Raw genomic sequence first — 22,207 nt, forward strand, 5'->3', positions numbered from 1 at the left:
TCCTCGGGGACTCTCAGGCGGGGAGCGGCTTGCGGCCGTGGCGAACGTGGCGGACAGGGATGTCCGCGTGGTCTCGGCGCACAGCCGCCTTGTCGATCTTCATGCTGGGCGTGCGGGGCAGCGGGTCCTCGACGAACACGACGTAGCGCGGCATCTTGTAGGAGGCCAGTCGCTCCCGGCAGTGGGCGAGGACGGCCTCCTCCGTGACGGGTTCCGCGGTCCGCAGCAGGAGCGCGGGGGTCTCGCCGAACTCGTCGTCGGGCACCCCGATGACGGCCACCTCGAGCACGCCGGGGAGGGTGATCGCGGCGCGTTCGACCTCGGCCGCGTAGACGTTCATGCCACCACTGATGATCATGTCCTTGGTCCGGCCGACGATCCGCAGGGCGCCGTCCTCGTCGACGACGCCGACGTCCCCTGTCCGCAGCCACCCGTCGCCGAAGGTCTCGGTGGTGAGCGTGGCGTCGTTCCAGTAGCCGGCGGCGACGCCCGGGCCGGAGATGCGGATCTCGCCGGGCTCGCCCGGCGGGCAGGGGGTGCCGTCGGCGTCGGTGACGAGCACGCGCGTGAGGATTCCGCCCTGCCCGACCGACTCGGGGCTGCGGATCGACAGGTCGACGGTGGGGAAGGTGACGTTGGACGAGGACTCGGTGAGTCCGTAGGCCTGGCGCAGGCCGACGCCCTTGGCCGACCAGGCCGTGATCAGCTCGGGGGTGACCGGGTTGCCGCCGGTGAACGCGACCGTGAGCGAGGACAGGTCGGCGTCGGCGAAGGCGGGCAGCGCCGCCATCTGCTCGTAGAAGATCGTGGTCGCGGCGAAGGTGCTGATGCGCTCGTCGCGAACGAGCTCGAGCGCGGTCTGCGGGTTCCAGCGGGGGAGCAGCACCACGCTGCCGCCCAGCACGAGCGGGCCGAGGAAGCCGTTGAGCAGGCCTGCTGCGAACGACATCGCGCTGACGTTGAGGGCCCGGCCGCGCAGGAGCTCCGGTGCCTGCAGCACCCAGTCGAAGAATGCACCGAGCATCGACTCGTGGGTGTAGACGACGCCCTTCGGGCGCCCGGTGGAGCCGGACGTCGGGATGATGCAGACGGGGGCCGTCGGGTCCCGGGGCAGGTCGGGGAGCGGGGCGACGCCGCCGTGCAGGTCGAAGGACTCCAGCGGGAGGACGGCCGGGGCTTTGTCGCTCCCGACCTGCTCGACGACCGTGACGTGCTGCTCGGCCGCAAGGACCAGCGCCGGCGTGAGCCGGTCGACGACGTCGGTGAGTTCGAAGGCACCGAGCCGCTCGTTCAGGGGACACAGGACGGCGCCTGCCCGCAGGACTCCGAGGCCCGCGACGGCCCAGTCCACCGACAGCGGGCCCAGCACGCCGACCCGGTCGCCGGGCCGGATCCCCGCCTCGACCAGCCGTCGGCAGGCCCGGTCCTGCGCCTCGACCAGCGACCGCCAGGTGAACGACCGTGCGGGGTCCTGGAGGGCGGGCGAGTCGGGCTGCCGGAACGCCCACGCGGACAACGCGTCGAGGATGGTGGTGGTGCGCATCGTCGGGCTTCCTCCGTCAGTGGTGGGTGGAGTCGGTGGGAACGGCTCGGCCGTAGGCTCCGGCCGAGGAGAGGGGAGGGGGATGGGCCGCAAGCCGAGCATCACGCGGGACAGCGCCGCACGCGCCGCGCTGGCCATCGTGGACGAGAGCGGTCCGGCGGCGCTGAGCCTCGCCCGGGTGGCGGCGGCGCTGAACGTACGCGCGCCGTCGCTCTACAACCACTTCGCGGACAAGGCCGAGATCCTGGGCGAGGTGGCGCGCATCGTCGTGCTGGACAGCGGGCGCGTCCCGGACCCCGAGCCCGGGCGGTGGCGCGAGTGGCTGGTGGAGGAGGCCACACTCTTCCGGCGCTCCCTGCTGCGCCACCCGCACGCGGTCCCGCTGGTGGTCGAGTACCTCCCGCAGCAGTTGCTGGTGCGGCTCTACCGGCAGTCCTCGCGGCTCCTCGCGGCCAACGGGGTGCCGGAGGGAATGCATCTCTTCCTCCTCGAAGCAGCGCATCGGATGACTCTCGGGTCCGCGATCAGTGCGGCGACCGGGCGTGCGGCCCTCGAGAGCCTCGATCTCGACGACGACGGCCATCCCCGGCCGGCGTCGGAGGCCGAGGACGAGCGTCGCTTCGTCGAGATGGTGCAGGCGTTCGTGCGTGGGGTGGACCTGCCCCCCTGAGCGGCGGGCCGGGGCGTAGGGGTCGGGTGGGGCGGATCGGGCCACGCAGTGCGACGCGGCGGCACCGCACTGCTGCCGGTAAGCTAACAGCATTAGTAAAAGCTGGTCAAGAAGCACCAGGTCCGTCCTCTGCGCGTCCGGACGCCTTGCGCGGGGGCCCCTGTGTCGCTAGCCTCCCGCCCCGCGGCGGCAACGAGATCCACCAGGCGGCGCGCGGTCCTCTTCGGACGCGGAGCCCCCGGCGGAGTTCTCGGTCCGTCCGTCGCGCCTCCCCCGACGGCGGACCGCGTCCGTTCGTTGCCCTGCTCCGGCCGCCGGACGGCGGCGCGGACATCGCGAGCTCGAGGAGGAGCAGGACATGGGACGTCTCGACGGCAAGGTCGTCTTCATCACCGGTGCGGCGCGCGGACAGGGCCGGTCCCATGCGGTCCGCATGGCCGAGGAGGGTGCCTCGATCATCGCCGTGGACATCTGCGAGCAGATCCCGACGGTGTTCTACCCGCTGGCCACGAAGGCCGACCTCGAGGAGACGGTCGCGCAGGTGGAGGCCGTCGACGGGCGCATCGTGGCCCAGGTCGCCGACGTCCGCGACCGGTCGGCGCTCCAGGCCGCGTACGAGGCCGGGATCGCCGAGTTCGGTCACGTGGACACGGTGCTGCCGAACGCGGGGATCATGCCGGTGATCAACGAGGGTGAGCAGGAGCAGGCCTGGCACGACGGCATCGCGACCCTCCTGACCGGTGTCTGGCAGACGATCGAGGTCTGCCTGCCGGGGATGGTCGAGCGCGGGCGGGGCGGATCGATCCTGATCACCAGCTCCGCGGCCGGGCTGAGCAGCATCGGGCTGAACACCCTCCCGGGACAGGCCGCGTACACCGCGGCCAAGCACGGTGTCGTCGGGTTGATGCGGCTCTACGCCTCCCAGCTGGCGAAGCACTCGATCCGGGTCAACACGGTGCACCCCACCGGGGTCAACACGCCGATGGTGGTCAACGAGCCGTACGGCCGGTTCGTCCAGGAGTTCCCGGAGATCGCCGGGAGCCCGAACTACCAGAACCCGATGCCGGTCCCGCTGGTGGAACCGCAGGACGTCAGCAACGCAATGGTCTACCTGGCGTCGGACGAAGCCCGCTACGTGACCGGCGTGACCTTCCCGGTCGATGCCGGCTACCTCAACCGCTGAGCCGACCCGCCGGATCCCCCGGTCCGTCGGCCGGACCGGGACCACAACGAGACCGCCGAGGAGACATATGGGCACGACGATCGAGCAGCAGGGGACCATTCCTGCGGACGACCGGGCCGAACGCCGGGTGCACTGTCCTGCCGACGGCCGGTTCGTCGGATCGGTTCCCGACCAGGGTCCCGCGGAGGTCGCCGCGGCGGCTCAGGCACTGCGGGCCGCTCAGCCCGCCTGGGAGGCGCTCGGGCCGGCGGGGCGCAGCACTCACCTGCGGCGCTGGCTGAACTGGCTGCTCGACAACGAACGCCGCATCGTCGGACTCGTCCAGGCCGAGACCGGCAAGTCGTGGACGGACTGCACGGTGGAGATGACCGTCGCCGTCGACGTGATCAACTACTTCACCACGCACGCCGTCGAGTTCCTCGCCGACCGCAGGGTCGCGCCCGCGGGCCTACCGAACAAGGCTAGGAGGCTGCGCGTGCAGGTCCGGCCCCACCAGCTGGTGGGCCTGATCACCCCGTGGAACGGCCCGCTCGCCGGGCCGATGATGGACGTCGTCGGTGCGCTGGTCGCGGGCGCGGCGGTGCTCAGCAAGCCCTCGGAGGTCACCCCGCTGGCCTGGGCGGAAGCCGTGAAGGGCTGGAACGAGATCGGCGCGCCACCGGTCCTGGCCTGCATCACCGGCGACGGCGCGGCCGGCGCAGCGGTCGTCGACGAGGTGGACATGGTCATGTTCACCGGGTCCGTGCGGACCGGCCGTCGAATCGCCGCCCGAGCCGGTGAACGGCTGATCCCGTGCAGCCTCGAGCTCGGCGGCAAGGACGCCATGATCGTCCTGGCGGACGCGGACGTCGAGCGGGCCGCGGGCGGCGCGGTGTGGGGAGCCCTCACCAACGGCGGCCAGGCGTGCATCTCGGTCGAGCGTGTGTACGTCGAGGCCTCGGTCCACGACGAGTTCGTGGCGAAGGTCGTCGAGAAGATGCGGGCGGTCCGCCAGGGCATGGACGAGCCCGGCTCCTACGCCACCGAGATCGGTGCGATGATCACACCGGCCCAGACCGAGATCGTGGAGCGGCACGTGGCCGACGCCGTCGCCACGGGGGCGAGGGTCCTGCTCGGGGGCAGGCGATCGCCTCTCGGCGACGCGTACTTCGAGCCCACAGTGCTGGTCGACGTCGACCACTCGATGGCCTGCATGCGCGAGGAGACCTTCGGGCCCACGCTGCCGATCATGAAGGTCGAGGACGAGGAGGAGGCCCTCCGGCTGGCCAACGACTCGGCCTACGGTCTCTCCTCCAGCATCTGGACGCGGGACCGGCGCAAGGCCGACCGGCTTTCCAGGCGGATCGAGGCCGGGTCGGTGTCGATCAACAACGCGCTCGTCGCGGTCTTCCAGCTCCCGGTGCCCATGGGCGGCTGGAAGCAGTCGGGAGTCGGCACCCGGTTCGGCGGGGCGAACGGGGTGCTGAAGTACTGCCGGCAGCAGACGGTGGTCTCCGAGCGGATCGCGCTCCGGGCCGAACCGAACTGGTATCCCGTCGTGCCGCGCAGGAGCGAGCTCATGGCCCGGGTCGTCCGCCTCCTCGGAGCGCACGACTGGCGCCGCCGCCTCGGACGGTGACCGACGACGGAACCGCCGCCCGGAGCGAGGGGCGGCGGCTCCGTGGTGTCCGGAGTCAGGTGGTGTGGACGATGAGGACGTCGACGCCTGCGGTGCGGGCAGCCTCGGAGGGGACGGAGCCGAGCAGGCGGCCGACCAGGCTGCCGAGCCCGCGGTTGCCGACCACGAGCAGGTCCGCCGCGTTGTCCTGCACCGCCCGGGTCAGGACGTCGACGGGATCGCCGCCGGCGGCCGAGGTGCTGATCCGGTCGGCCGCGATCTCGCGGGCGGCGTGGTCGCGCGCGGTCCGGAGGGTCTCCTCGGCAGGCGTCCAGCCGTGGACGAGGTGGGCCTCCTCCTTGAGGACGTCGTCGGCCGGACCGGTGTCCTTCTCGGTCGGGTGGTACGCGGAGACGATCACGAGGCCGGCGTCGTGGGCGCGGGCGACGGCCGCGGCCCGGGTGACCGCGGCGTAGGAGGTGTCGGAGCCGTCGGTGCCGACGACGACGGTGGAGTAGGCGGGCATCGGTGCCTCCTGGGTGGGTGGTCTCAACGGACCCGCGGCAGCCGGGTGGTCGGGTCGTCGTCCGGGGTGATCCTCGGGAGCGTGCGGGTCGGGGCGTCCGGCCGGCCGTAGGGCGCCGCGCCGACGGCCTGCGCGCGCTCCTGCGGGGCGCCGTTCTCCTCGAACGAGCGGCGGATGGTCTCCTGGGCCGCGGGCGGGAGGGTGTGCAGCATGTCCCGCACCCGCTCCTGCCGGCGGGCGACGGCCTTCCGCTCGGGCAGGCCCGCGGTGGCGGTCAGCTGGGGCTTGATCGGCGGCAGCCCCGCGAGCTCGTCGACCTCGGCCATCTCGCGGGCGGCCTGGGCGGTGTCCTTCTCCTCGGACATGCCGATCGGGCCCTGCCGGCGACCGTTGAGGAACTGGGCGACGACGGGGTCGTCGCTGGTCAGCAGGACCTCGCGGGGCCCGAACATGGCGAGGTGCTTGCGGTAGAGCATGCCGATGTTGTCCGGCACGGTCTGGGCGGTGTTGATGTCGTGGGTGACGATGAGGAACGTGGAGTCGGTCTGCGCGTTCAGGTCGATGATCAGCTGGTTGAGATAGGCCGTGCGGACCGGGTCGAGGCCCGAATCCGGCTCGTCGAACAGGATGATCTCCGGGTCCAGCACCAGCGCCCGGGCCAGGCCGGCGCGCTTGCGCATGCCGCCGGAGATCTCGCCGGGCAGCTTCATCTCGTCGCCCTTGAGGCCGACCATGTCCATCTTCTCCATGACGATGTCGCGGATCTGCGACTCGCTCTTCTTCGTGTGCTCGCGCAGCGGGAAGGCGATGTTGTCGTAGAGGTTCATCGAGCCGAACAGGGCGCCGTCCTGGAAGAGGACGCCGAAGAGCTTGCGCAGCTCGTAGAGCTTGGACTCGTTGCACCGCACCAGGTCGGTGTCGTGGATGACGATGGAGCCCTTCTCCGGCTTGAGCAGCCCGATCAGCGACTTCAGGAACACCGACTTGCCGGTGCCCGAGGGTCCGAGCAGGACCGACACCTCGCCCGGGGGCAGGGTGAGGGTGACGTCGGACCAGATGTTGGCGCGGCCGAAGGACTTGGACAATCCTTCGACGGTCACCTCGACACCGGCCATGGGAGCACCTCCGTGGGCTCGTCGCGCGGGTTCGGCACCCAACCTAAAGGCCCTAGGGACGTGCGGTACGCTGTGGTGCGCGTCACCAGCGGTCGTCCCGGGCTCTCCGGCGGGGCTCTGACCTGCGGTTCCGGGTGGGTTTGATACGTACAACGCAATCTGTCAGATGAAGCAGCGCGAGCGCGGCGGCTTTCACCTGGACGTGTGAGAATCCGCGGCGGATTCCCAGCTCACCGCGCCGGCCGCGCGTCAGCTACAGCAAGCCGGCGTTACGAAGAACGTAACTTGTTGCGTGGGTCGTCGTTGAGCCCTCCGAACGGACGCCGAGCCCCCGATCGTGGCGCCCGACGCGCAAGGCCCGTCCCCGCGTTAGTCCCCGCAGTCTCAGTGCAGAGGCCCAGATGCAGCAGCTCCCCACCGCATGCCGGCCGCGCCTCGCTCCGTCCTCCCGGACGGGGGCGTGATGGCCGCACCCACGCTCACCCGCGTCGTCAAGCCGATCGGCGGCTTCTTCGCGTTCACGCTCGACACGTTCGTGGCGATGGTCAAGCCGCCCTTCCAGTGGCGCGAGTTCATCCAGCAGACCTGGTTCGTCGCGAGCGTCTCGCTCGGCCCCGCGATCCTGCTGGGCATCCCCTTCGTCGCCCTCGTGACCTTCCAGTTCAACCTGATCCTGGTCGAGATCGGCGCGATCGACCTGTCCGGCTCCGGCTCGGGCTTCGCCACGGTCACCCAGATCGGCCCCGTCGCGACGACGTTCATCATCGCCGGCGCCAGCTCGACGGCGATCTGCGCGGACATCGGCGCCCGCAAGATCCGCGAGGAGCTCGACGCGATGGAGGTGCTCGGCATCGACACCGTCCAGCGCCTCGTCGTCCCACGCGTGCTGGCCACGGCGGTAAACGCCTTCCTGCTCAACGGCGTGATGATCCTGATCGGGCTGTCCGGCGGGTTCGTGTTCGGCGTGTTCCTGCAGGGCGCCTCGCCGGGCCAGTACGTCGACTCGATGAAGCTGTTGGTCGGCTTCCCCGACCTGGTCCACGGCGAGATCCGCGCCGTGGTCTTCGGCGTGGTCGGCGCGCTCATCGGCTGCTACCGGGGCATGACGTGTGCCGCCGGGCCGCGCGGCGTGGGCAACGCGGTGAACGAGACGGTCGTCTACACGTTCCTCGCGCTGTTCCCGATCAACATCCTGCTGACGCAGATCCCCTACTCGCTCGGCATCGTCGGAGGGCACTGAGATGGCGCAGATGGGTGCGCGCTCGGTCGCCGAGAGCGCGAAGCGGATCCTCACCGGCCCGCTGCGGCTGCTCGACGACCTCGGCCGGCAGGCCGAGTTCTACGGCAAGTCGATCGCCTGGACCCCGAAGGCGGTCAAGAGCTACAAGACCGAGCAGGTCCGCCTCATCGCCGAGGTCGGCATGAGTTCCGGTGCGCTCGCCGTCATCGGCGGCTCCTCGGTGATCACTCTGTTCATCACCCTGTTCGCCGGGGTCACCGGCGGCGTACAGACCTTCGACGCCCTGCAGAACCTGCAGCTCGAGGCGCTCGGCGGGTTCGCCTCGGCGATCATCAACCCGCGGCTGCTCACCCCGATCGTCGCGGGCGCCGCGCTGGCGGCCACGGTCGGTTCCGGGTTCACCGCGCAGCTCGGCGCGATGCGGGTGTCGGAGGAGATCGACGCGCTCGAGGTCATCGGCGTCCGGTCGCTGCCGTACCTGGTCACCACCCGCCTGGTCGCGGGGATGATCACCATCATCCCGATCTTCGCGATGGCGATGTGCGGGGCGTGGATCGGCTGGAAGCTGACCCAGGTCAACTTCTTCGGGCTGTCCGAGGGCACCTACGACCACTACATGGACACGTTCATGCAGTGGCAGGACGTGCTCTACTCCTTCGCCCAGGCCGTCGGGATCGCCGTCGTGGTGATCCTCATCCACACCTACTACGGCTACACCGCCTCCGGCGGCCCCGCCGGCGTGGGACGTGCGGTCGGCAAGGCCGTGCGCACGTCGCTGATCGCCGTCCTCGCCGTCGAGCTGGCCATCTCCATGGCGCTCTACGCCGACTCCGACGCCTTCCGGATCTCGGGATAGCGGCATGACGAACTCGATCAAGCTCAAGGTCTACGCGCTGATCCTGCTGGGCGTCATAGGCGGGTTCGCCGCGCTCTGCGTCGCGGTCTACAACAAGGCTTTCACCTCGACCGTGCCCGTCTACGTGCGCGCCGACCGGACCGGCCTGCAGATGTACCCGGGCAACCGGGTCCAGCTGCTCGGCGTCGACGTCGGCGAGGTCGGGAACGTGGCCCTCGACGACGGCGGGCGCTCCGTGCTGATCACCCTGGACATGGACCCGGACAGCCTGGACGAGATCCCGGCCGACGCCGGCGTGCAGCTCAACCAGCTCACGGCGTTCGGGGCGAAGACGGTCGGCATCACCGTCCCGCAGCAGCCCTCGTCCGTGCGCCTCGCGGCGAACGACACGCTCATGACCGACCGGGTCACGGTCGAGGTCAACACCCTGTTCGACCACCTCGACTCGGTGCTGACCACGCTGCAGCCGGACAAGGTCAGTGCCTTCCTCGGGAACATGGCCCAGGCCCTGCAGGGCCGCGGCGCGCAGATCGGCGAGACCGCCGGCGAGCTCGAGGCCTACCTGCGCCGGTTCAACGAGAACCTGCCCGACCTGCAGCGGACGCTCGCCAGCGGCGCGGACCTGACCAACCTCTACGCCGACATCGCGCCCGACCTGACGCACCTGCTCGACAACGCGGCCTTCACCAGCCGGACCGTCGTGGACCAGCAGGCCCAGCTGGACAGCTTCTTCTACCAGGTCACCCGCCTCTCCGGGGTCGGCGCGGACTTCTTCCGGCAGAACGGCGACGACCTGGAGGAGGTCGTGCGCACAGGCCTGCCGACCACCGAGCTGCTCCGCGAGTACTCGCCGGAGTTCGCCTGCTTCTTCCAGGGCATGGACGAGGGCCGCAAGCGCCTCGAGAAGACCCAGGGCGACACGGTGCCCGGCCTGGTCGGCAACACGACCTTCGAGCCGGGCGACCGCGCCTACGACGGGCCGCCGGTCGTCGCGGCGACGGGCGGTCCGAACTGCAACGGGCTGCCCTCCGTCGACGGTCTGAGCACGCCGCCGGAGCTGCTGCGCAACGTCGACGAGGGCGGCGAGCCGAACCCGGAGCCCGGCGACAACACCCTCCGGATCGGCGACCCGCCGCTCGTGGCCCAGCTGTTCGGCCCGCTCGCCGCCCAGGGCACGGCGCAGCAGGGAGGTGAGCGATGAGCAGCAGCAACGCGCAGGCCATCGCCGCGCCGCTCACGAAGAGCATCGTCTTCGTGGTCGTCACGCTCATGGTGCTCGGCCTGATCGGGTTCGAGCTGTCCGGCGGCGGCTGGTTCTCCGCCACCAAGACCTACTCGGCGGTCTTCCGCGACACCTCCGGGCTGCGGCCCGGGGACTCCGTCCGGATCGCCGGGGTGAAGGTCGGCAAGGTCTCCGACGTCGAGGTCTACGAGAACACCCAGGGCAAGGTCAGCTTCCAGGTCGAGGCCGACCGGACCCTGCCGGAGGGGATGCAGGCCTCGGCCCGCTACCTCAACCTCACCGGCGACCGGTACCTCGCGCTCAGCGAGGGCGCGGGCAGCACCGCGCCGTTGGCCGAGGGGGCGACGCTGCCGATCGCGCAGACCAAGCCCGCGCTCGACCTCGACGTGCTGCTCGCCGGGTTCAACCCGCTGTTCGAGGGGCTGGCCCCGGAGAAGATCAACTCGCTCACCCAGGACGTCATCCAGGTCTTCCAGGGCGAGGGCGGGACGATCGAGTCCCTGCTGGCCCGGGCGGCGTCGCTGACGAACACCCTCGCCGACCGCGACCAGGTGATCGGCCAGGTCGTCACCAACCTCAACACGGTGCTGGGCACACTCGACGAGCGCGCCCCGCAGCTGGAGCAGACGATCGACCAGCTCCAGCAGCTGATCAGCGGGCTGAACTCCGACCGCGGCCCGCTCGGCCAGTCCTTCGCGGACATCGATCGGCTGGTCACGGGCACCGACAAGCTGCTCGGTGACCTGCGCGGCCCTCTCAAGGGCACGGTCGACCAGGTCGATCGCGTGGCGACGCTGGTGAACGAGGGCCAGGAGGCCGTCGACACCAACCTGTCGCTGCTGCCCGGCGCCTACCTGCGGGTCTCCCGCCTGGGCTCGCGCGGCGCCACCTACAACCTGTTCATCTGCTCGTTGCGGCTCAAGCTCACCGGGCCGGACGGGCAGCCGATGTACACGCCGTGGGTCGGCCCGTCGGACAACGTCGACCGCTGCAAGCCGAACATCGAGCCGCTCGAGACGCCCGAGCAGCGCGAGGCCCACGACCCGGTCGTCGAGGAGCGCCGGGAGAACCCGCCGGGGACCGGGCCGGGGGAGAACCCCTACCCGGTCGACGCCCCCGCGTCCCGTGAGGAGGGTGGACGGTGAAGCTCCGGTTCCGGGAGAAGAACCCGGTCGTCATCGCGATCGCCGGCCTGGTGGGCCTGCTCGCGGTGCTCTTCGGCTCCTTCCAGCTCGCCGCGCTCCCGGTCTTCGCGGGCACCACCTACGAGGCCCGGTTCGCCGAGGGGGGCGGCCTCAAGGCGGGCGACCGCGTGACGGTCGCCGGCACCGAGGTCGGCAAGGTGTCCTCGGTGGACCTCGAGGGCGCGGACGTGGTCGTGACGTTCACGGCCAAGGACGTGTCCCTCGGCGAGGCCACCCGGGCGTCGATCCGCACCCAGACGCTGCTGGGCGAGCGCCAGCTGGGCATCGAGCCCGCGGGCGACGGCGAGATGTCCTCCGGCGACACGATCCCGCTGGAGCGGACCACCTCGCCCTACAGCGTCACCCAGGGCATCGAGGACCTGACCCGGCGCACGGGCGAGGTGGACATGGACCAGCTCGGGCAGGCCATGAACACCTTCTCCGACGCCTTCGCCGACACCCCGGACGAGATCGCACCGGCCTTCGCGGGCATCACCCGGATCTCGCAGACCATCGCCTCCCGGGACGAGGCGCTGCGCGCGCTGTTCGACCGGGCCGAGAAGGTCACCGAGGTGCTCAAGGGCCGCACCGGTCAGCTCACCACACTGCTGGTCGACGGGAACACGCTGCTGCAGGAGCTTGAGCAGCGCCGCGCGGTGCTGCACGAGCTGCTGGTGAACACCAAGGCGGTCGCGGACCAGATCGTGGGGCTCACGGAGGAGCAGCGCGACCGGCTGGCCCCGGCACTGAAGCAGCTGAACGACGCCATGGTGGTCATCGAGCGCAACGAGGGCAACATCGTCTCCTCGGTGCAGCGCGTCTCGAGCTTCATCACCGGCCTCGGTGAGGGTCTGTCGACCGGGCCGTACTTCACCGGGCACGGCGACCTGTCCGGACTGGTCCCGACGCTGTTCCCGGTCAGCGACTACATCCCGAGCCTGACGGTGCCGAACAACCCGGTCGCCGGCGCGGTGCCCGAGCTGCCCGCGCCGTCGAGCCTCATCGGACTGGGGGGCAACTGACATGCGTGCCACCGGAATGGTCACCAAGGTGCTCGGGGTGCTCGTGGTGGCGATGGTCGTCGCGGCCGCCGTCGTGCTGGTGGTCAACAACAGCACGAAGAGCGGCGTCGCGTACTTCGCCTCGGTCAAGAACGTCTACCCGAAGGACCGGGTCCGCATCCAGGGCGTGGACGTCGGGGAGATCACCGCGATCGAGCCCGAGGGCGACACGGTGAAGGTCAGCTTCGACTACGACGCGAAGTACGACCTGCCCGCCGACGCCAAGGCGGCGATCATCTCGCCGACGCTCGTCGCCACCCGGTTCCTGCAGCTGGCCCCGGCCTACACCGGCGGCCCGGTGCTACCGGACGACGGGATCATCCCCGCCGACCGCACCGCCTCGCCGCTGGAGTTCGACGACCTCAAGCGGGAGATCGGCACCATCTCGCAGGCCCTCGGACCGGGCGGGATGGACAAGGACGGAGCGCTCAAGCGCTTCTCCGAGACCGTCGCCGCCAACGCGGCGGGCGGCCAGGGCGCCAAGTTCAACGAGATGGTCCGCCAGGCCTCGGCCGCGGTGCAGACGCTGACCGACGGCCGGGAGGACCTCTTCGGCACGGTCCGGAACCTGCAGGCCTTCGTCACCGCGCTGTCCGCGCTCGACGACCAGATCGTCGAGTTCAACGGCAGGCTGTCGACGGTCTCGTCCTTCCTGAACGACAACACCGACGAGCTCTCGGCGGCCCTGCAGGGCGTCGACGCCGCGGCGAGGGCCGTGCAGGAGTTCGTCGACACCAACGGGGCCCCGCTCAACGAGTCGGTCGACAAGCTCGGCCGCTTCACCCGCACGCTCGCCAACAGCCGCGACGACCTCGCGACGATCATGCACGTCGGGCCGAGCACGCTGATGAACCTGTTCAACATCTACTCCCCGCGCTCCGGATCGCTCTCCGGTGTGCTGGTGGTGGACAACCTGAACACGCCCGCGGACTTCGTCTGCTCCGCCTACAGCGTGGCGTACCAGAGCGTCGACGAGGGTGTGAAGTCCTGCAAGAGCTACCTGGGACCGCTGCTCAACGTGCTCCGCGTGCAGCAGCCGCCGGTGAACGTCAACCCGCTGCTCGTTCCGGGCGGCGGCGCGAACCAGCCGGACCCCGGTCCCGTCGACCCCGCCCCGCCCGTCGCGTCGGGCCCGCCGGCCGAGCTGCCGCCGCCGGTCGACGTCCCGGGCCTCGGGGGCCTGCTCGTCCCGAACGGGGGGAACTGATGCGCACGGTCCGCAGGTCCGTCGCGATCGCCGCGGTGGCCGCCACCACGCTGCTGCTGTCCGGTTGTGACTACAAGGGGCTCAACGACTTCACCCTCCCCGGTGCGGAGGGCACGAAGGAGGGCTCCTACAGCGTCCGGATCGAGATGAACGACGTGGCCGACCTGGTGCCGAACAACCCGGTCCGGATCGGCGACGTCACGGTCGGCAACATCCAGAAGATCGAGCTGGACGGCTGGAAGGCCCTCGTCACCGTCACGCTGAACCCGGACGTCAGGCTGCCGGAGAACGTGACGGCCAAGGTCGGCCAGGTCTCGCTGCTCGGCGCCAAGTACATCCAGCTCGACCAGCCCGCCGACCCGGCTCCCCGCCTGGTGGCGGCGGACTCGCGGATCCCGCTCGCGCAGTCGGGGAAGTACCCCGAGACCGAGCAGGTCCTCGCCTCCGTGGCCGCTCTGCTCAACGGCGGCGGGCTGCAGCAGCTCAAGACCATCACGACCGAGCTGGACAAGGCGCTGGACGGCAAGGAGGAGACCTACCGCAGCCTCCTCGAGCAGCTCGACACCTTCGCGGGCGGGCTGGACGACCAGAAGGCGGACATCGTCCGCGCCATCGACGGCCTCGACCGGCTGTCGGCGCGCTTCGCCGAGCAGAACTCCACGATCGAGAACGCGCTGGACTCCATCCCGCCGGCCCTCGAGGTGCTCAACCGGGAGCGGGACAAGCTCACCGGGACGCTCACCGCCCTCGGCGACTTCGGCGTGGCCGCGGACGACGTCGTCCGGCGGACCTCGGACGACCTGGCGGCGAACGTGGCGAACCTGGAGCCCGCGCTGCGCGGCCTCGCGGACTCGGGCCGCTCGCTCACCGACTCGCTGGGTCTGCTGGGCACGATCGTGTTCCCGCTCAAGGGCTTCTCGGAGACCTTCCGCGGCGACTACGTGAACTTCTGGCTCACCCTGGACCTCACCCTGTCCACGCTGGACCGGAACTTCCTCACCGGTACCCCGTTCGCGGGCAGCCTCGGCAACTTCGAGAAGGTTCTGGCCGGGACGGGCGGGGCGGCGTTGCAGAACGCCAACCCGCTGCTGGCGCCCGTTCAGGGCGGCCCGGAGGGGCAGCCCGCCCCGGTGCCGGTGCCCGAAGTCGCCGGCGACCTGCTGCCGCACGGCGGCGGGGTCGCGGGCTCCCAGCCCGCCACCCGGCCGACCGACCCGCCCGCGCCGGAGACCGGCGCGCCCATCCCGCCGGACGAGCGCCCGCCGGGCGATCCCGGCCCCGGTCCGATCGGCGGCCTCGTCGGCGGCCTGACGGGAGGGAACTGACGTGCTGATCTCCCGCTTCGTCAAGGTGCAGCTGCTCGTCTTCACCGTGCTCACGCTGGTCGCGGCGCTGCTCATCGTGTTCGTCTACGTCCGGGTGCCGGGCCTGCTCGGCGTCGGGCGGATCTCCGCCACCGCGCAGCTCCCGGCGGCCGGCGGGCTCTACCCGAACGCCAACGTCACCTACCGGGGCGTGACCATCGGGAAGGTGACCGACGTCCAGCTGGACGACGGCCACGTCGTGGCCACCCTGTCGATCGACGCCGACCGGCTGCCCTCCGCGGCCAGCACGGCGGAGGTGCACAGTGTGTCGGCGATCGGCGAGCAGTACCTCGACCTGATCCCGCCGCCCGGCGACACGGGTCCCGCGCTGGCGGACGGGGACGTGATCCCGTTGTCCCGCACGTCGATCCCGCCGCCCACGGCGGACGTGCTGCAGTCCGCGGACACCTTGCTGTCGTCCGTGCCGCACGAGCAGCTGCAGAGCACGCTCGACGAGTTCGCCGCCGCGTTCGACGGCATCGGGCCCGACCTGGGCCGGCTGATCGACAACACCCAGACGCTGGTGCGGACCGCGCAGGGCAACTACGAGCCGACCGAGAGGCTGCTGAAGGACTTCCAGCCGTTCGCCGACCCCCAGCTGGTCTCCAGCGACGCGATCCGGGGCTGGAGCCGGGACCTCGCCGGCTTCTCGCAGGCCCTACGGGACAATGACCCCGCTCTGCGGGGAGTCCTCACCGAGGGCTCGGCGGCCGCGGGCAAGGCGACCGACCTGCTCAAGGACCTGAGCCGGACGACGCCCACCCTGCTGTCGACGACCGGCGTGCTGACCCGGCTCGCCGAGGCCTACCACGCTCCGATCGAGCAGGTCCTGGTCGTCTATCCGATGTGGGCGGTCGTCAACCAGATGATCGTGCCGGAGGACCAGCCCGGTGCGCTGCGGTTCAACCTCGAGACGAACGTCAACCCGCCGTCCTGTGTCGAGGGCTGGACGCCGCCGGACCAGCCCGGCGGGGCTCGGAACTCCGCCGAGTTGGGGGACCTCCCGCTGCCGCAGAACAGCTACTGCAAGCTGCCCCAGTCCGACCCCACGCTGGCGCGCAGCGCACGGAACCTGCCGTGCTTCGAACCCGGGTCACCCCCCGGACGGCGTGCGGCGACGATCTTCCAGTGCCGGGGCTCCGGCTACAGCACGGAGGAGGCGGGCCGGCTGACCCTCGCGCCGGGCACGGCGCTCAACGGGCAGCCCGCCTTCTTCGAACCCCTCGCCGCACTGGGGGCGAACAGCACTCCGGCACCGACGCCCGAGGAGATGACATGGCCATCACTTCTGCTCACCGGGGCGGGCGCATGACCCGCCGCGGAGCGAGCCCACCCGCACCCGTCTGGGACGGGGTGGTGGACAGCGACATCGAGACCGACACCGACACCGCCCCCGACACCGCCCCCGACACCGCCCCCGACGCCGACCGGGGCACCGACTCGGACGCCGAGCAGCGCCCGACCGCGGCCCTCACCGCCGCGGAGGACACGGACGAGCGTCCGACCGCCGTCCTGCCCGCCGCGGGCGAGGAGCCCGCCGCGGCCGCCGGGACGGACGACGCCGACCAGAGCGGCGACGAGCGCCCGACGTTGCGTGGGCGCGGTCTCGCGGGCCTGGTCGCCCTGCTGGTCGTGACCGTGCTCCTGCTCGGTGCCGCGATCACCGCGGGGGTGTTCTGGGCGAAGGGTGCGGCGACCGACGCGGGGCGGGAGAACGCCCTGTCCGCCGCTCGGCAGACCGCCGTGAACCTGACGACCATCGACTTCAGCCACGCCGAGGACGACGTCCGGCGGGTGCTCGACGGGTCCACCGGCGACTTCGGCGGGCTGTTCACCCAGAACCTCGACTCGTACGTCGGTGTGGTGAAGGACGGCGAGGTCGTCACCACCGGCGAGGTGACCGAGGCGGGCATCGAGAAGTACGACGGCGAGACCGCGACCGCGGTCGTCGCGGTGAGGACCACGGTGAAGAACAAGACGGTGCCCGACGGCGAGCAGCGCTTCTACCGGCTCGTCGAGCAACTGCAGCACCAGGATGGCAGGTGGCTGGTGTCGCGAGTGGAGTTCGTGCCGTGAGCCGGCTCGGGGGAGCGCTGACCGCCACGCGCGGCGGCATCAGGACCGGCATCGTGGGCGGCGCCCGCGCCGTCGGGACCGGGGCGAAGGTCGCGGTGCACCTGCCCGGCGTTGCCTGGGCCGACGCCCGGCGCAGGCCACGGCGGGCGTTCACCGTGCTCGGCGTGGTCGCGGTCGTGCTGGCGGTGGTCGCGGGACTGTTCGGGTTCTTCGCGCTCCGGCAGGCGCAGATCGAGAGTGCCCGGGGCGCCGCGAGCGCAGCGGCCGAGCAGAAGGTCACCGAACTGCTGTCCTACGACTACCGGACCATCCAGAACGACCAGCAGGACCGGTCCGCGATGCTGACGGGACAGTTCAAGGACGACTACGGCTCGCTCCTGGCGGACATCGTCGGGCCGGCGGCGACCCAGCAGCAGCTGACGACCCGGTCGTCGGTCGTGACGAGCTCGGTGGTCGGCACCGAGGGAACCGAGCAGGTCACCCTGCTGATGTTCCTCAACCAGACCACCCAGTCCGCGGCGAAGCCGGACCCGACGCTGTCCGGCAGCCGGATCCGCGTGACGATGCAGGAGGTCGACGGCGCCTGGCTCGTCTCGGAGCTGACCCCGGTCTGACCGGAGCTCGTCGGAGCGAGCAGCCCGGGGGACGGGAGGTCCCCAGCCCGTCTCCCCGGTCCGTGAGGCCGGGCGGCCCCCGCACCCGGCCGCCCGGCCTCGCGGCGTCAAGGGGCGAGATGGTGAGACAGAAAACGTTGCGTGTCTCGGATGTGCGTCGTTACGGTCCGGGGGACCGGGCCGCACGGAGGCGGCACGCGGAACGGAGAACGACCAGTGGAAGCGACCCTCGACCGTCTCGGCTTCTTCGTCGGCGGCGACTGGCGTACCCCCGCGGGTGGCGTGGTCACCGAGGTCCTCGAGGCCGCCACCGGGAAGCCGCTCGGGACCGCCGCGCTGGCCGCGTCGACCGACGTCGACGCCGGTGTGGCGGCCGCACGCGACGCCTTGCGCGGTCCGTGGGGCCGGACGACGGGTGCCGAGCGGGCGGAGGTGATCCGCCGCTTCGGGGCGGCCCTGAAGGCCCGGAGCCGGGACACGGCCCGGCTGGTCAGCCGCGAGAACGGCATGCCACGGGCGCTGTCGGTGGGCGCGAACGGGTTCGCCCCGGCGATCATGTTCGACTACTACGCCGGGCTGGCCGCGGGGCTGGACGCCGACGACGTGCGCCACGGCCCCCTGGCCCGCACCCGCGTCCGTCGCGAGCCCGTCGGCGTCGTCGCCGCGATCACCCCCTGGAACTACCCGCAGGCCCTCGCCGCGATGAAGCTCGCGCCGGCGCTGGCCGCGGGCTGCACGGTCGTGCTCAAGCCGTCGCCGGAGACCGCGCTCGACGCCTACGCCTTCGCGGACGCGGCCCTGGAGGCCGGGCTGCCGCCGGGAGTGCTGAACGTGCTCCCCGGCGGCCGCGAGGCCGGGGCGCACCTGGTGGAGCACCCGGGCGTGGACAAGGTGGCGTTCACCGGGTCCACGGCGGCCGGGCGCGCGATCGGGGAGGTCTGCGGGCGGTTGCTGCGTCCGGTCACCCTGGAGCTCGGCGGAAAGTCCGCGGCCCTCGTCGCCGAGGACGCCGACCTGGACGTCTTCCTCGCGGCGCTGCCCGAGGTGTCGTTGGCCAACAACGGCCAGACCTGCCACGCGAGCACCCGGATCCTGGCGCCGCGCTCGCGCTACGCGGAGATCGTCGACGCCGTGACGGACACCGTGAAGGCCCTGCGTGTCGGCGACCCGCTGGAGAAGACCACCCAGATCGGGCCGCTGGTCAGCGCGGCCCAGCGCGAGCGGGTGCTCGCCCATGTCGACGCCGGCCGTCGGAGCGGAGCGCGCCTGACGGCCGGCGGGTCCATTCCCGCCGCCCTGCCCGAGGGCTGGTTCGTGGAGCCCACCGTGTTCGCCGACGTCGAGAACACCAGCCCGATCGCCCGCGAGGAGATCTTCGGGCCCGTCCTGGTGGTGACGCCCTACTCGGACGAGGACGAGGCCGTCGCCCTGGCCAACGACTCCGAGTACGGCCTCGGCGGCACCGTCTGGACCGCGGACCAGGAGCGCGGCGAGGCCCTGGCCGCGCGGATCGAGACCGGCACGGTGGGCGTCAACCACTACGCCCTGGACGTCCTCGGCCCGTTCGGCGGCGTCAAGGCCAGCGGGCTGGGGCGGGAGCTGGGGCCCGAGGGCCTCACCCCGTACGTCGCGCTGAAGTCCGTCTACCTGCCCCCGGAGGCCCGATGACCAGCCCGGACACGACCACCGAGCCCGCTGCGCTCTTCGAGCGCCGGGGTCACGTCGGCGTCGTCACCCTGAACCGGCCGAAGGCCATGAACGCGGTGAACGCCGCGCTGTCGATCGCCGCGGGCGCCGCCCTGGAGCAGGCGCAGCAGGACCCCGAGGTGCGGGTCGTGGTGATCACCGGCGCCGGGCGCGGGTTCTGCGCGGGTGCGGACCTCAAGGAGCTGGCCAAGGGCAACCGGATCGACGATCGGGAGCACCCGGAGTGGGGCTTCGGCGGGATCGTCCAGCACTGGATCGGCAAGCCCACGATCGCGGCCGTGAACGGCTACGCCATGGGCGGCGGCACGGAGATCATGCTGTCCTGTGACCTCGCGGTGATCGACGAGACGGCCTCGCTCGGGCTGCCGGAGGTCAAGCGCGGACTGTTCGCGGCCGCCGGTGGCGTCATCCGACTGCAGCGCCAGATCCCGCTGAAGATCGCGCTCGAGACGATCCTGACCGGCGAGCCGATGTCGGCTGCGCGCGCCTACGAGCTGGGCCTGGTCAACCGGGTCGCCCCGCAGGGCACGGCCCTCGACGTGGCGCTGGAGCTGGCGGAGGTCGTCGCGGCCAACGCCCCGCTCTCGGTGCAGCAGAGCAAGCGGGTGGTGCACGAGACCTGGTCGGCCGGCTCGGACTGGGGCCCGGAGACCTGGGCGATCAACCGGGACGCGGTGAAGGTCGTGTTCACCAGCCGGGACGCCAAGGAAGGTCCCACGGCCTTCGCGGAGAAGCGCGAGCCGGTCTGGGAGGGGCGCTGATGACCGGTGCGGCGATCGCCGGTCTCGGGCTGACCGAGACGGGCAAGGTGTACGGGCGGTCCTCGACCTCGCTCGCCGCCGAGGCGGTACGGCTCGCCGTCGCGGACGCCGGTCTGGCGCTCGGCGACCTCGACGGGCTGCTCGTCAGCGCCGGGGTGAAGCAGGACGTCAACGTCAACCTCGCCGCCGTGCTCGGCCTGCACGACCTGTCGGTGCTCAACCAGGTCAACGCCTACGGCGCCACGGCGGGGGTCATGGTGGCGCAGGCCGCGCAGGCGATCGCCGCGGGTGCCGCGACCACCGTGGCCTGCGTGTTCGCCGACACCCCGCTGAAGCCGAAGCAGTCGGCCGGCGCGGCCTGGGGCTCCGGGGCGAAGCGGCCCGGCGCGCCGCGGAACCTGCGGGGCATGACCGGCTGGTCCGTGAACTCCGGGGCCACCAACCCGAACATCCTCTATGCCCTGTGCGCACGGCGGCACATGGAGCGCTACGGCACCACCTCCGAGCAGCTCGCCGAGATCGCCGTCGCCCAGCGGGCGTGGGCGGTGCACAACCCGCGTGCCCAGATGCGCGAGCCGCTCACGGTGGCCGACCACCAGGCGTCGCGCTGGATCGCCGATCCTCTGCACCTGCTGGACTGCTGCCTGGTCAGCAACGGAGCGGTCGCGGTCGTCGTGACCGCGGCGGACCGCGCGGCGTCCCTGGCGCAGCCGCCGGTCCACGTGTGGGGGTACGGCCAGGCCCACGCCCCCCGCCGCATGCACGCCGGGTCGGACTGGGGGCTGGTCACCCCCGCGGGAAGGTCCGGCCCGGCGGCCATGCGGATGGCCGGCATCGGGGTCGACGACGTCGACATCGCCGAGCTCTACGACTGCTACACCTACACCGTCCTGGTCACGCTGGAGGACTACGGCTTCTGCGCCAAGGGCGAGGGCGGGGCGTTCGTGTCCGAGGGGCGGCTCGCGCCGGGCGGGAAGCTGGCGTGCAACACCGGCGGCGGGCAGCTGTCCTCGTACTACATGTGGGGTTTCACGCCGCTCTCGGAAGCGGTCATCCAGGCGCGCGGCGACGGGGGAGCACGCCAGGCCCCGCGCAACGACGTCGTCCTGGTCAGCGGCAACGGCGGGATCCTCGAGCACCACTCCACACTTGTGTTGAGTCCGCACGAGAGGACGGCGTCGTGAGCAGCTTCCCCCTGGTCGAGCGGGACGAGGCGAGCGCGGCGTTCTACGACGCCGCGGCCCGCGGCGAGCTGCTGATGCAGCGCGGCCCGTCCGGCGCCGTGCTGCCGCCCGAGGCGCGGACCGACCCCGACAGCGGCTCGGCGGACCTGGAGCCCGTCGTCGTGTCCGGGAAGGGCACCCTGGTCAGCTGGGTCGTGGTGCACCAGGCGCCGCTACCGGCGCTCGCCGAGGCCGTGCCGTACGTCACCGCCGTCGTGGAGCTGGCGGAGGGGCCGTGGCTGATGGTCCGGCTACTGGCCGACGATCCGGCCGGGCTGCGTGCCGGTGCGCAGGTCCGGGTGCGGTTCGTCCCGTCGGGCTCCGAGGAGGAGCCGGGCGAGGTCCTGCCCGTGTTCGAGCCGGTCTGAGCCGTGCCGACCGGTACGCTGACGGTCCGAACGGCGGGGGGATGAACGTGGGACGAGGACGGGGGCCCTTCGCGGGCGGCCCGGAGCAGGCACGGCGCCGGCTGGTCGCCGCGGCGGAAGAGTGCTTCCTCGCCTACGGCGTGCAGCGCACCACGATGGACGACATCGCCAAGCGCGCCGGGGTCTCGAGGCCCACCGTCTACCGGTACTTCGCCGACCGCGACGCACTGATCGTCGAGGTCGTGTCCCGGCGCTCGCGGGCCTTCAGCGGGCATGCGCGCGAGTTCATCGACAGCCGCACGACCTTCGCCGACAAGCTGGTCGACGGGCTGGCGTTCCTCATCGACGGCGGCCGGAAGGACCCGATCCTACGGGCCCTGCTGCGGCCGGAGAACCTCGGCGCCGCCAGCGGGATCCTCACGTCGAGCAACGTGGCGGAGAACCTCACCTACGAGATCTGGGAGCCCATCCTGTCGGCCGCCCAGGCCGCGGGGGAGATGCGCTCGGACGTCGACCTGCACGAGTTCTGCGCGTTGATGGCCGACCTCGAGCTGATGATGGTCAGCCGCGAGGACCTGTTCGACCCCGACGGGCCCACGGCCCGCGACCTCATCGGCGACTTCCTGCTGCCGGCGCTCGCGCCCGCGGGCTGAACCCGCGGGCGCGAGC

21 protein-coding genes are annotated in these 22,207 nt (G+C 71.7%); 18 read left to right on the plus strand and 3 right to left on the minus strand.

Going from position 1 to position 22,207, the window contains the following annotated elements; all coding sequences use genetic code 11:
* Positions 1-13 precede the first annotated feature (13 nt).
* Entirely contained in the window at positions 14-1,543 is a 1,530-nt protein-coding gene (locus ACQP04_RS07085) for a class I adenylate-forming enzyme family protein (protein ID WP_433506246.1), read from the minus strand.
* An 82-nt stretch (positions 1,544-1,625) separates the two neighbouring features.
* On the opposite strand from ACQP04_RS07085, the gene ACQP04_RS07090 reads away from it, so the two are divergent.
* The 3 genes from ACQP04_RS07090 to ACQP04_RS07100 all read left to right on the plus strand — a co-directional run bounded on the left by ACQP04_RS07090 (position 1,626) and on the right by ACQP04_RS07100 (position 5,014).
* Entirely contained in the window at positions 1,626-2,213 is a 588-nt protein-coding gene (locus ACQP04_RS07090) for a TetR/AcrR family transcriptional regulator (RefSeq protein ID WP_433506247.1), read from the plus strand.
* Between the two features lie 358 nt (positions 2,214-2,571).
* Positions 2,572-3,396, plus strand: a complete 825-nt coding sequence (locus tag ACQP04_RS07095) for a mycofactocin-coupled SDR family oxidoreductase (protein ID WP_433506248.1) — start codon at positions 2,572-2,574, stop codon at positions 3,394-3,396.
* Between the two features lie 67 nt (positions 3,397-3,463).
* Complete coding sequence (locus tag ACQP04_RS07100; protein WP_433506249.1) at positions 3,464-5,014, plus strand: aldehyde dehydrogenase family protein; 1,551 nt, start codon at positions 3,464-3,466, stop codon at positions 5,012-5,014.
* Positions 5,015-5,069: 55 nt separating this feature from the next.
* Here ACQP04_RS07100 and ACQP04_RS07105 read toward each other — a convergent pair whose 3' ends face one another.
* Both ACQP04_RS07105 and ACQP04_RS07110 read right to left on the minus strand, forming a co-directional pair.
* Positions 5,070-5,519: a universal stress protein gene (locus tag ACQP04_RS07105; RefSeq protein WP_433506250.1), complete on the minus strand. Its 450-nt coding sequence runs from the start codon at positions 5,517-5,519 to the stop codon at positions 5,070-5,072.
* Positions 5,520-5,542: 23 nt separating this feature from the next.
* Complete coding sequence (locus ACQP04_RS07110) at positions 5,543-6,634, minus strand: ABC transporter ATP-binding protein (RefSeq protein ID WP_433506251.1); 1,092 nt, start codon at positions 6,632-6,634, stop codon at positions 5,543-5,545.
* A 463-nt stretch (positions 6,635-7,097) separates the two neighbouring features.
* Here ACQP04_RS07110 and ACQP04_RS07115 point away from each other — a divergent pair, with 463 nt between their 5' ends.
* The 15 genes from ACQP04_RS07115 to ACQP04_RS07185 all read left to right on the plus strand — a co-directional run bounded on the left by ACQP04_RS07115 (position 7,098) and on the right by ACQP04_RS07185 (position 22,191).
* Positions 7,098-7,874, plus strand: coding sequence for an MlaE family ABC transporter permease (locus ACQP04_RS07115; RefSeq protein ID WP_433506252.1), 777 nt, complete (start codon positions 7,098-7,100; stop codon positions 7,872-7,874).
* 10 nt (positions 7,875-7,884) lie between these two features.
* Positions 7,885-8,730 carry an ABC transporter permease gene (locus ACQP04_RS07120; protein WP_433506253.1) on the plus strand — a complete coding sequence of 282 codons (846 nt, stop codon included), beginning with the start codon at positions 7,885-7,887 and terminating at the stop codon, positions 8,728-8,730.
* A gap of 4 nt (positions 8,731-8,734) precedes the next feature.
* Positions 8,735-9,931 carry an MCE family protein gene (locus tag ACQP04_RS07125; RefSeq protein WP_433506254.1) on the plus strand — a complete coding sequence of 399 codons (1,197 nt, stop codon included), beginning with the start codon at positions 8,735-8,737 and terminating at the stop codon, positions 9,929-9,931.
* On the plus strand, positions 9,928-11,118 hold the full coding sequence (locus ACQP04_RS07130; protein ID WP_433506255.1) for an MCE family protein: 1,191 nt from the start codon (positions 9,928-9,930) through the stop codon (positions 11,116-11,118). The genes ACQP04_RS07125 and ACQP04_RS07130 overlap by 4 nt, the downstream gene beginning before the upstream one ends.
* Positions 11,115-12,179: an MCE family protein gene (locus tag ACQP04_RS07135; RefSeq protein ID WP_433506256.1), complete on the plus strand. Its 1,065-nt coding sequence runs from the start codon at positions 11,115-11,117 to the stop codon at positions 12,177-12,179. Before ACQP04_RS07130 ends, ACQP04_RS07135 begins: the two co-directional genes overlap by 4 nt.
* 1 nt (position 12,180) lies before the next feature.
* Positions 12,181-13,425: an MCE family protein gene (locus tag ACQP04_RS07140; RefSeq protein WP_433506257.1), complete on the plus strand. Its 1,245-nt coding sequence runs from the start codon at positions 12,181-12,183 to the stop codon at positions 13,423-13,425.
* Positions 13,425-14,750 carry an MCE family protein gene (locus tag ACQP04_RS07145; protein ID WP_433506258.1) on the plus strand — a complete coding sequence of 442 codons (1,326 nt, stop codon included), beginning with the start codon at positions 13,425-13,427 and terminating at the stop codon, positions 14,748-14,750. The genes ACQP04_RS07140 and ACQP04_RS07145 overlap by 1 nt, the downstream gene beginning before the upstream one ends.
* Before the next feature lies 1 nt (position 14,751).
* Positions 14,752-16,101: an MCE family protein gene (locus ACQP04_RS07150; RefSeq protein ID WP_433506259.1), complete on the plus strand. Its 1,350-nt coding sequence runs from the start codon at positions 14,752-14,754 to the stop codon at positions 16,099-16,101.
* Positions 16,098-16,865, plus strand: a complete 768-nt coding sequence (locus tag ACQP04_RS07155; protein ID WP_433506260.1) for a hypothetical protein — start codon at positions 16,098-16,100, stop codon at positions 16,863-16,865. The genes ACQP04_RS07150 and ACQP04_RS07155 overlap by 4 nt, the downstream gene beginning before the upstream one ends.
* Positions 16,862-17,479 carry a hypothetical protein gene (locus ACQP04_RS07160; RefSeq protein ID WP_433506261.1) on the plus strand — a complete coding sequence of 206 codons (618 nt, stop codon included), beginning with the start codon at positions 16,862-16,864 and terminating at the stop codon, positions 17,477-17,479. Before ACQP04_RS07155 ends, ACQP04_RS07160 begins: the two co-directional genes overlap by 4 nt.
* A gap of 216 nt (positions 17,480-17,695) precedes the next feature.
* Positions 17,696-19,147 (plus strand): aldehyde dehydrogenase, encoded by a 1,452-nt coding sequence (locus tag ACQP04_RS07165; RefSeq protein WP_433506262.1) that lies wholly within the window; start codon positions 17,696-17,698, stop codon positions 19,145-19,147.
* A complete protein-coding gene (locus ACQP04_RS07170; protein ID WP_433506263.1) occupies positions 19,144-19,947 on the plus strand; it encodes a crotonase/enoyl-CoA hydratase family protein in 804 nt (267 codons plus the stop codon). Before ACQP04_RS07165 ends, ACQP04_RS07170 begins: the two co-directional genes overlap by 4 nt.
* Positions 19,947-21,131, plus strand: a complete 1,185-nt coding sequence (locus ACQP04_RS07175) for a thiolase family protein (protein WP_433506264.1) — start codon at positions 19,947-19,949, stop codon at positions 21,129-21,131. Before ACQP04_RS07170 ends, ACQP04_RS07175 begins: the two co-directional genes overlap by 1 nt.
* Positions 21,128-21,538: a Zn-ribbon domain-containing OB-fold protein gene (locus ACQP04_RS07180; protein ID WP_433506265.1), complete on the plus strand. Its 411-nt coding sequence runs from the start codon at positions 21,128-21,130 to the stop codon at positions 21,536-21,538. Before ACQP04_RS07175 ends, ACQP04_RS07180 begins: the two co-directional genes overlap by 4 nt.
* A gap of 47 nt (positions 21,539-21,585) precedes the next feature.
* On the plus strand, positions 21,586-22,191 hold the full coding sequence (locus ACQP04_RS07185) for a TetR/AcrR family transcriptional regulator (RefSeq protein WP_433506266.1): 606 nt from the start codon (positions 21,586-21,588) through the stop codon (positions 22,189-22,191).
* Positions 22,192-22,207 lie beyond the last annotated feature (16 nt).

The organism is Pseudonocardia halophobica (genome assembly GCF_050948485.1).
Lineage (GTDB): Bacteria > Actinomycetota > Actinomycetes > Mycobacteriales > Pseudonocardiaceae > Pseudonocardia > Pseudonocardia halophobica.

Coding starts and splice junctions, on each gene's coding strand:
- ACQP04_RS07085 (WP_433506246.1), bottom strand. CDS start 1,543: ATGCGCACCACCACCATCCTCGACGCGTTGTCCGCGTGGGCGTTCCGG.
- ACQP04_RS07090 (WP_433506247.1), top strand. CDS start 1,626: ATGGGCCGCAAGCCGAGCATCACGCGGGACAGCGCCGCACGCGCCGCG.
- ACQP04_RS07095 (WP_433506248.1), top strand. CDS start 2,572: ATGGGACGTCTCGACGGCAAGGTCGTCTTCATCACCGGTGCGGCGCGC.
- ACQP04_RS07100 (WP_433506249.1), top strand. CDS start 3,464: ATGGGCACGACGATCGAGCAGCAGGGGACCATTCCTGCGGACGACCGG.
- ACQP04_RS07105 (WP_433506250.1), bottom strand. CDS start 5,519: ATGCCCGCCTACTCCACCGTCGTCGTCGGCACCGACGGCTCCGACACC.
- ACQP04_RS07110 (WP_433506251.1), bottom strand. CDS start 6,634: ATGGCCGGTGTCGAGGTGACCGTCGAAGGATTGTCCAAGTCCTTCGGC.
- ACQP04_RS07115 (WP_433506252.1), top strand. CDS start 7,098: ATGGCCGCACCCACGCTCACCCGCGTCGTCAAGCCGATCGGCGGCTTC.
- ACQP04_RS07120 (WP_433506253.1), top strand. CDS start 7,885: ATGGGTGCGCGCTCGGTCGCCGAGAGCGCGAAGCGGATCCTCACCGGC.
- ACQP04_RS07125 (WP_433506254.1), top strand. CDS start 8,735: ATGACGAACTCGATCAAGCTCAAGGTCTACGCGCTGATCCTGCTGGGC.
- ACQP04_RS07130 (WP_433506255.1), top strand. CDS start 9,928: ATGAGCAGCAGCAACGCGCAGGCCATCGCCGCGCCGCTCACGAAGAGC.
- ACQP04_RS07140 (WP_433506257.1), top strand. CDS start 12,181: ATGCGTGCCACCGGAATGGTCACCAAGGTGCTCGGGGTGCTCGTGGTG.
- ACQP04_RS07145 (WP_433506258.1), top strand. CDS start 13,425: ATGCGCACGGTCCGCAGGTCCGTCGCGATCGCCGCGGTGGCCGCCACC.
- ACQP04_RS07155 (WP_433506260.1), top strand. CDS start 16,098: ATGACCCGCCGCGGAGCGAGCCCACCCGCACCCGTCTGGGACGGGGTG.
- ACQP04_RS07170 (WP_433506263.1), top strand. CDS start 19,144: ATGACCAGCCCGGACACGACCACCGAGCCCGCTGCGCTCTTCGAGCGC.
- ACQP04_RS07175 (WP_433506264.1), top strand. CDS start 19,947: ATGACCGGTGCGGCGATCGCCGGTCTCGGGCTGACCGAGACGGGCAAG.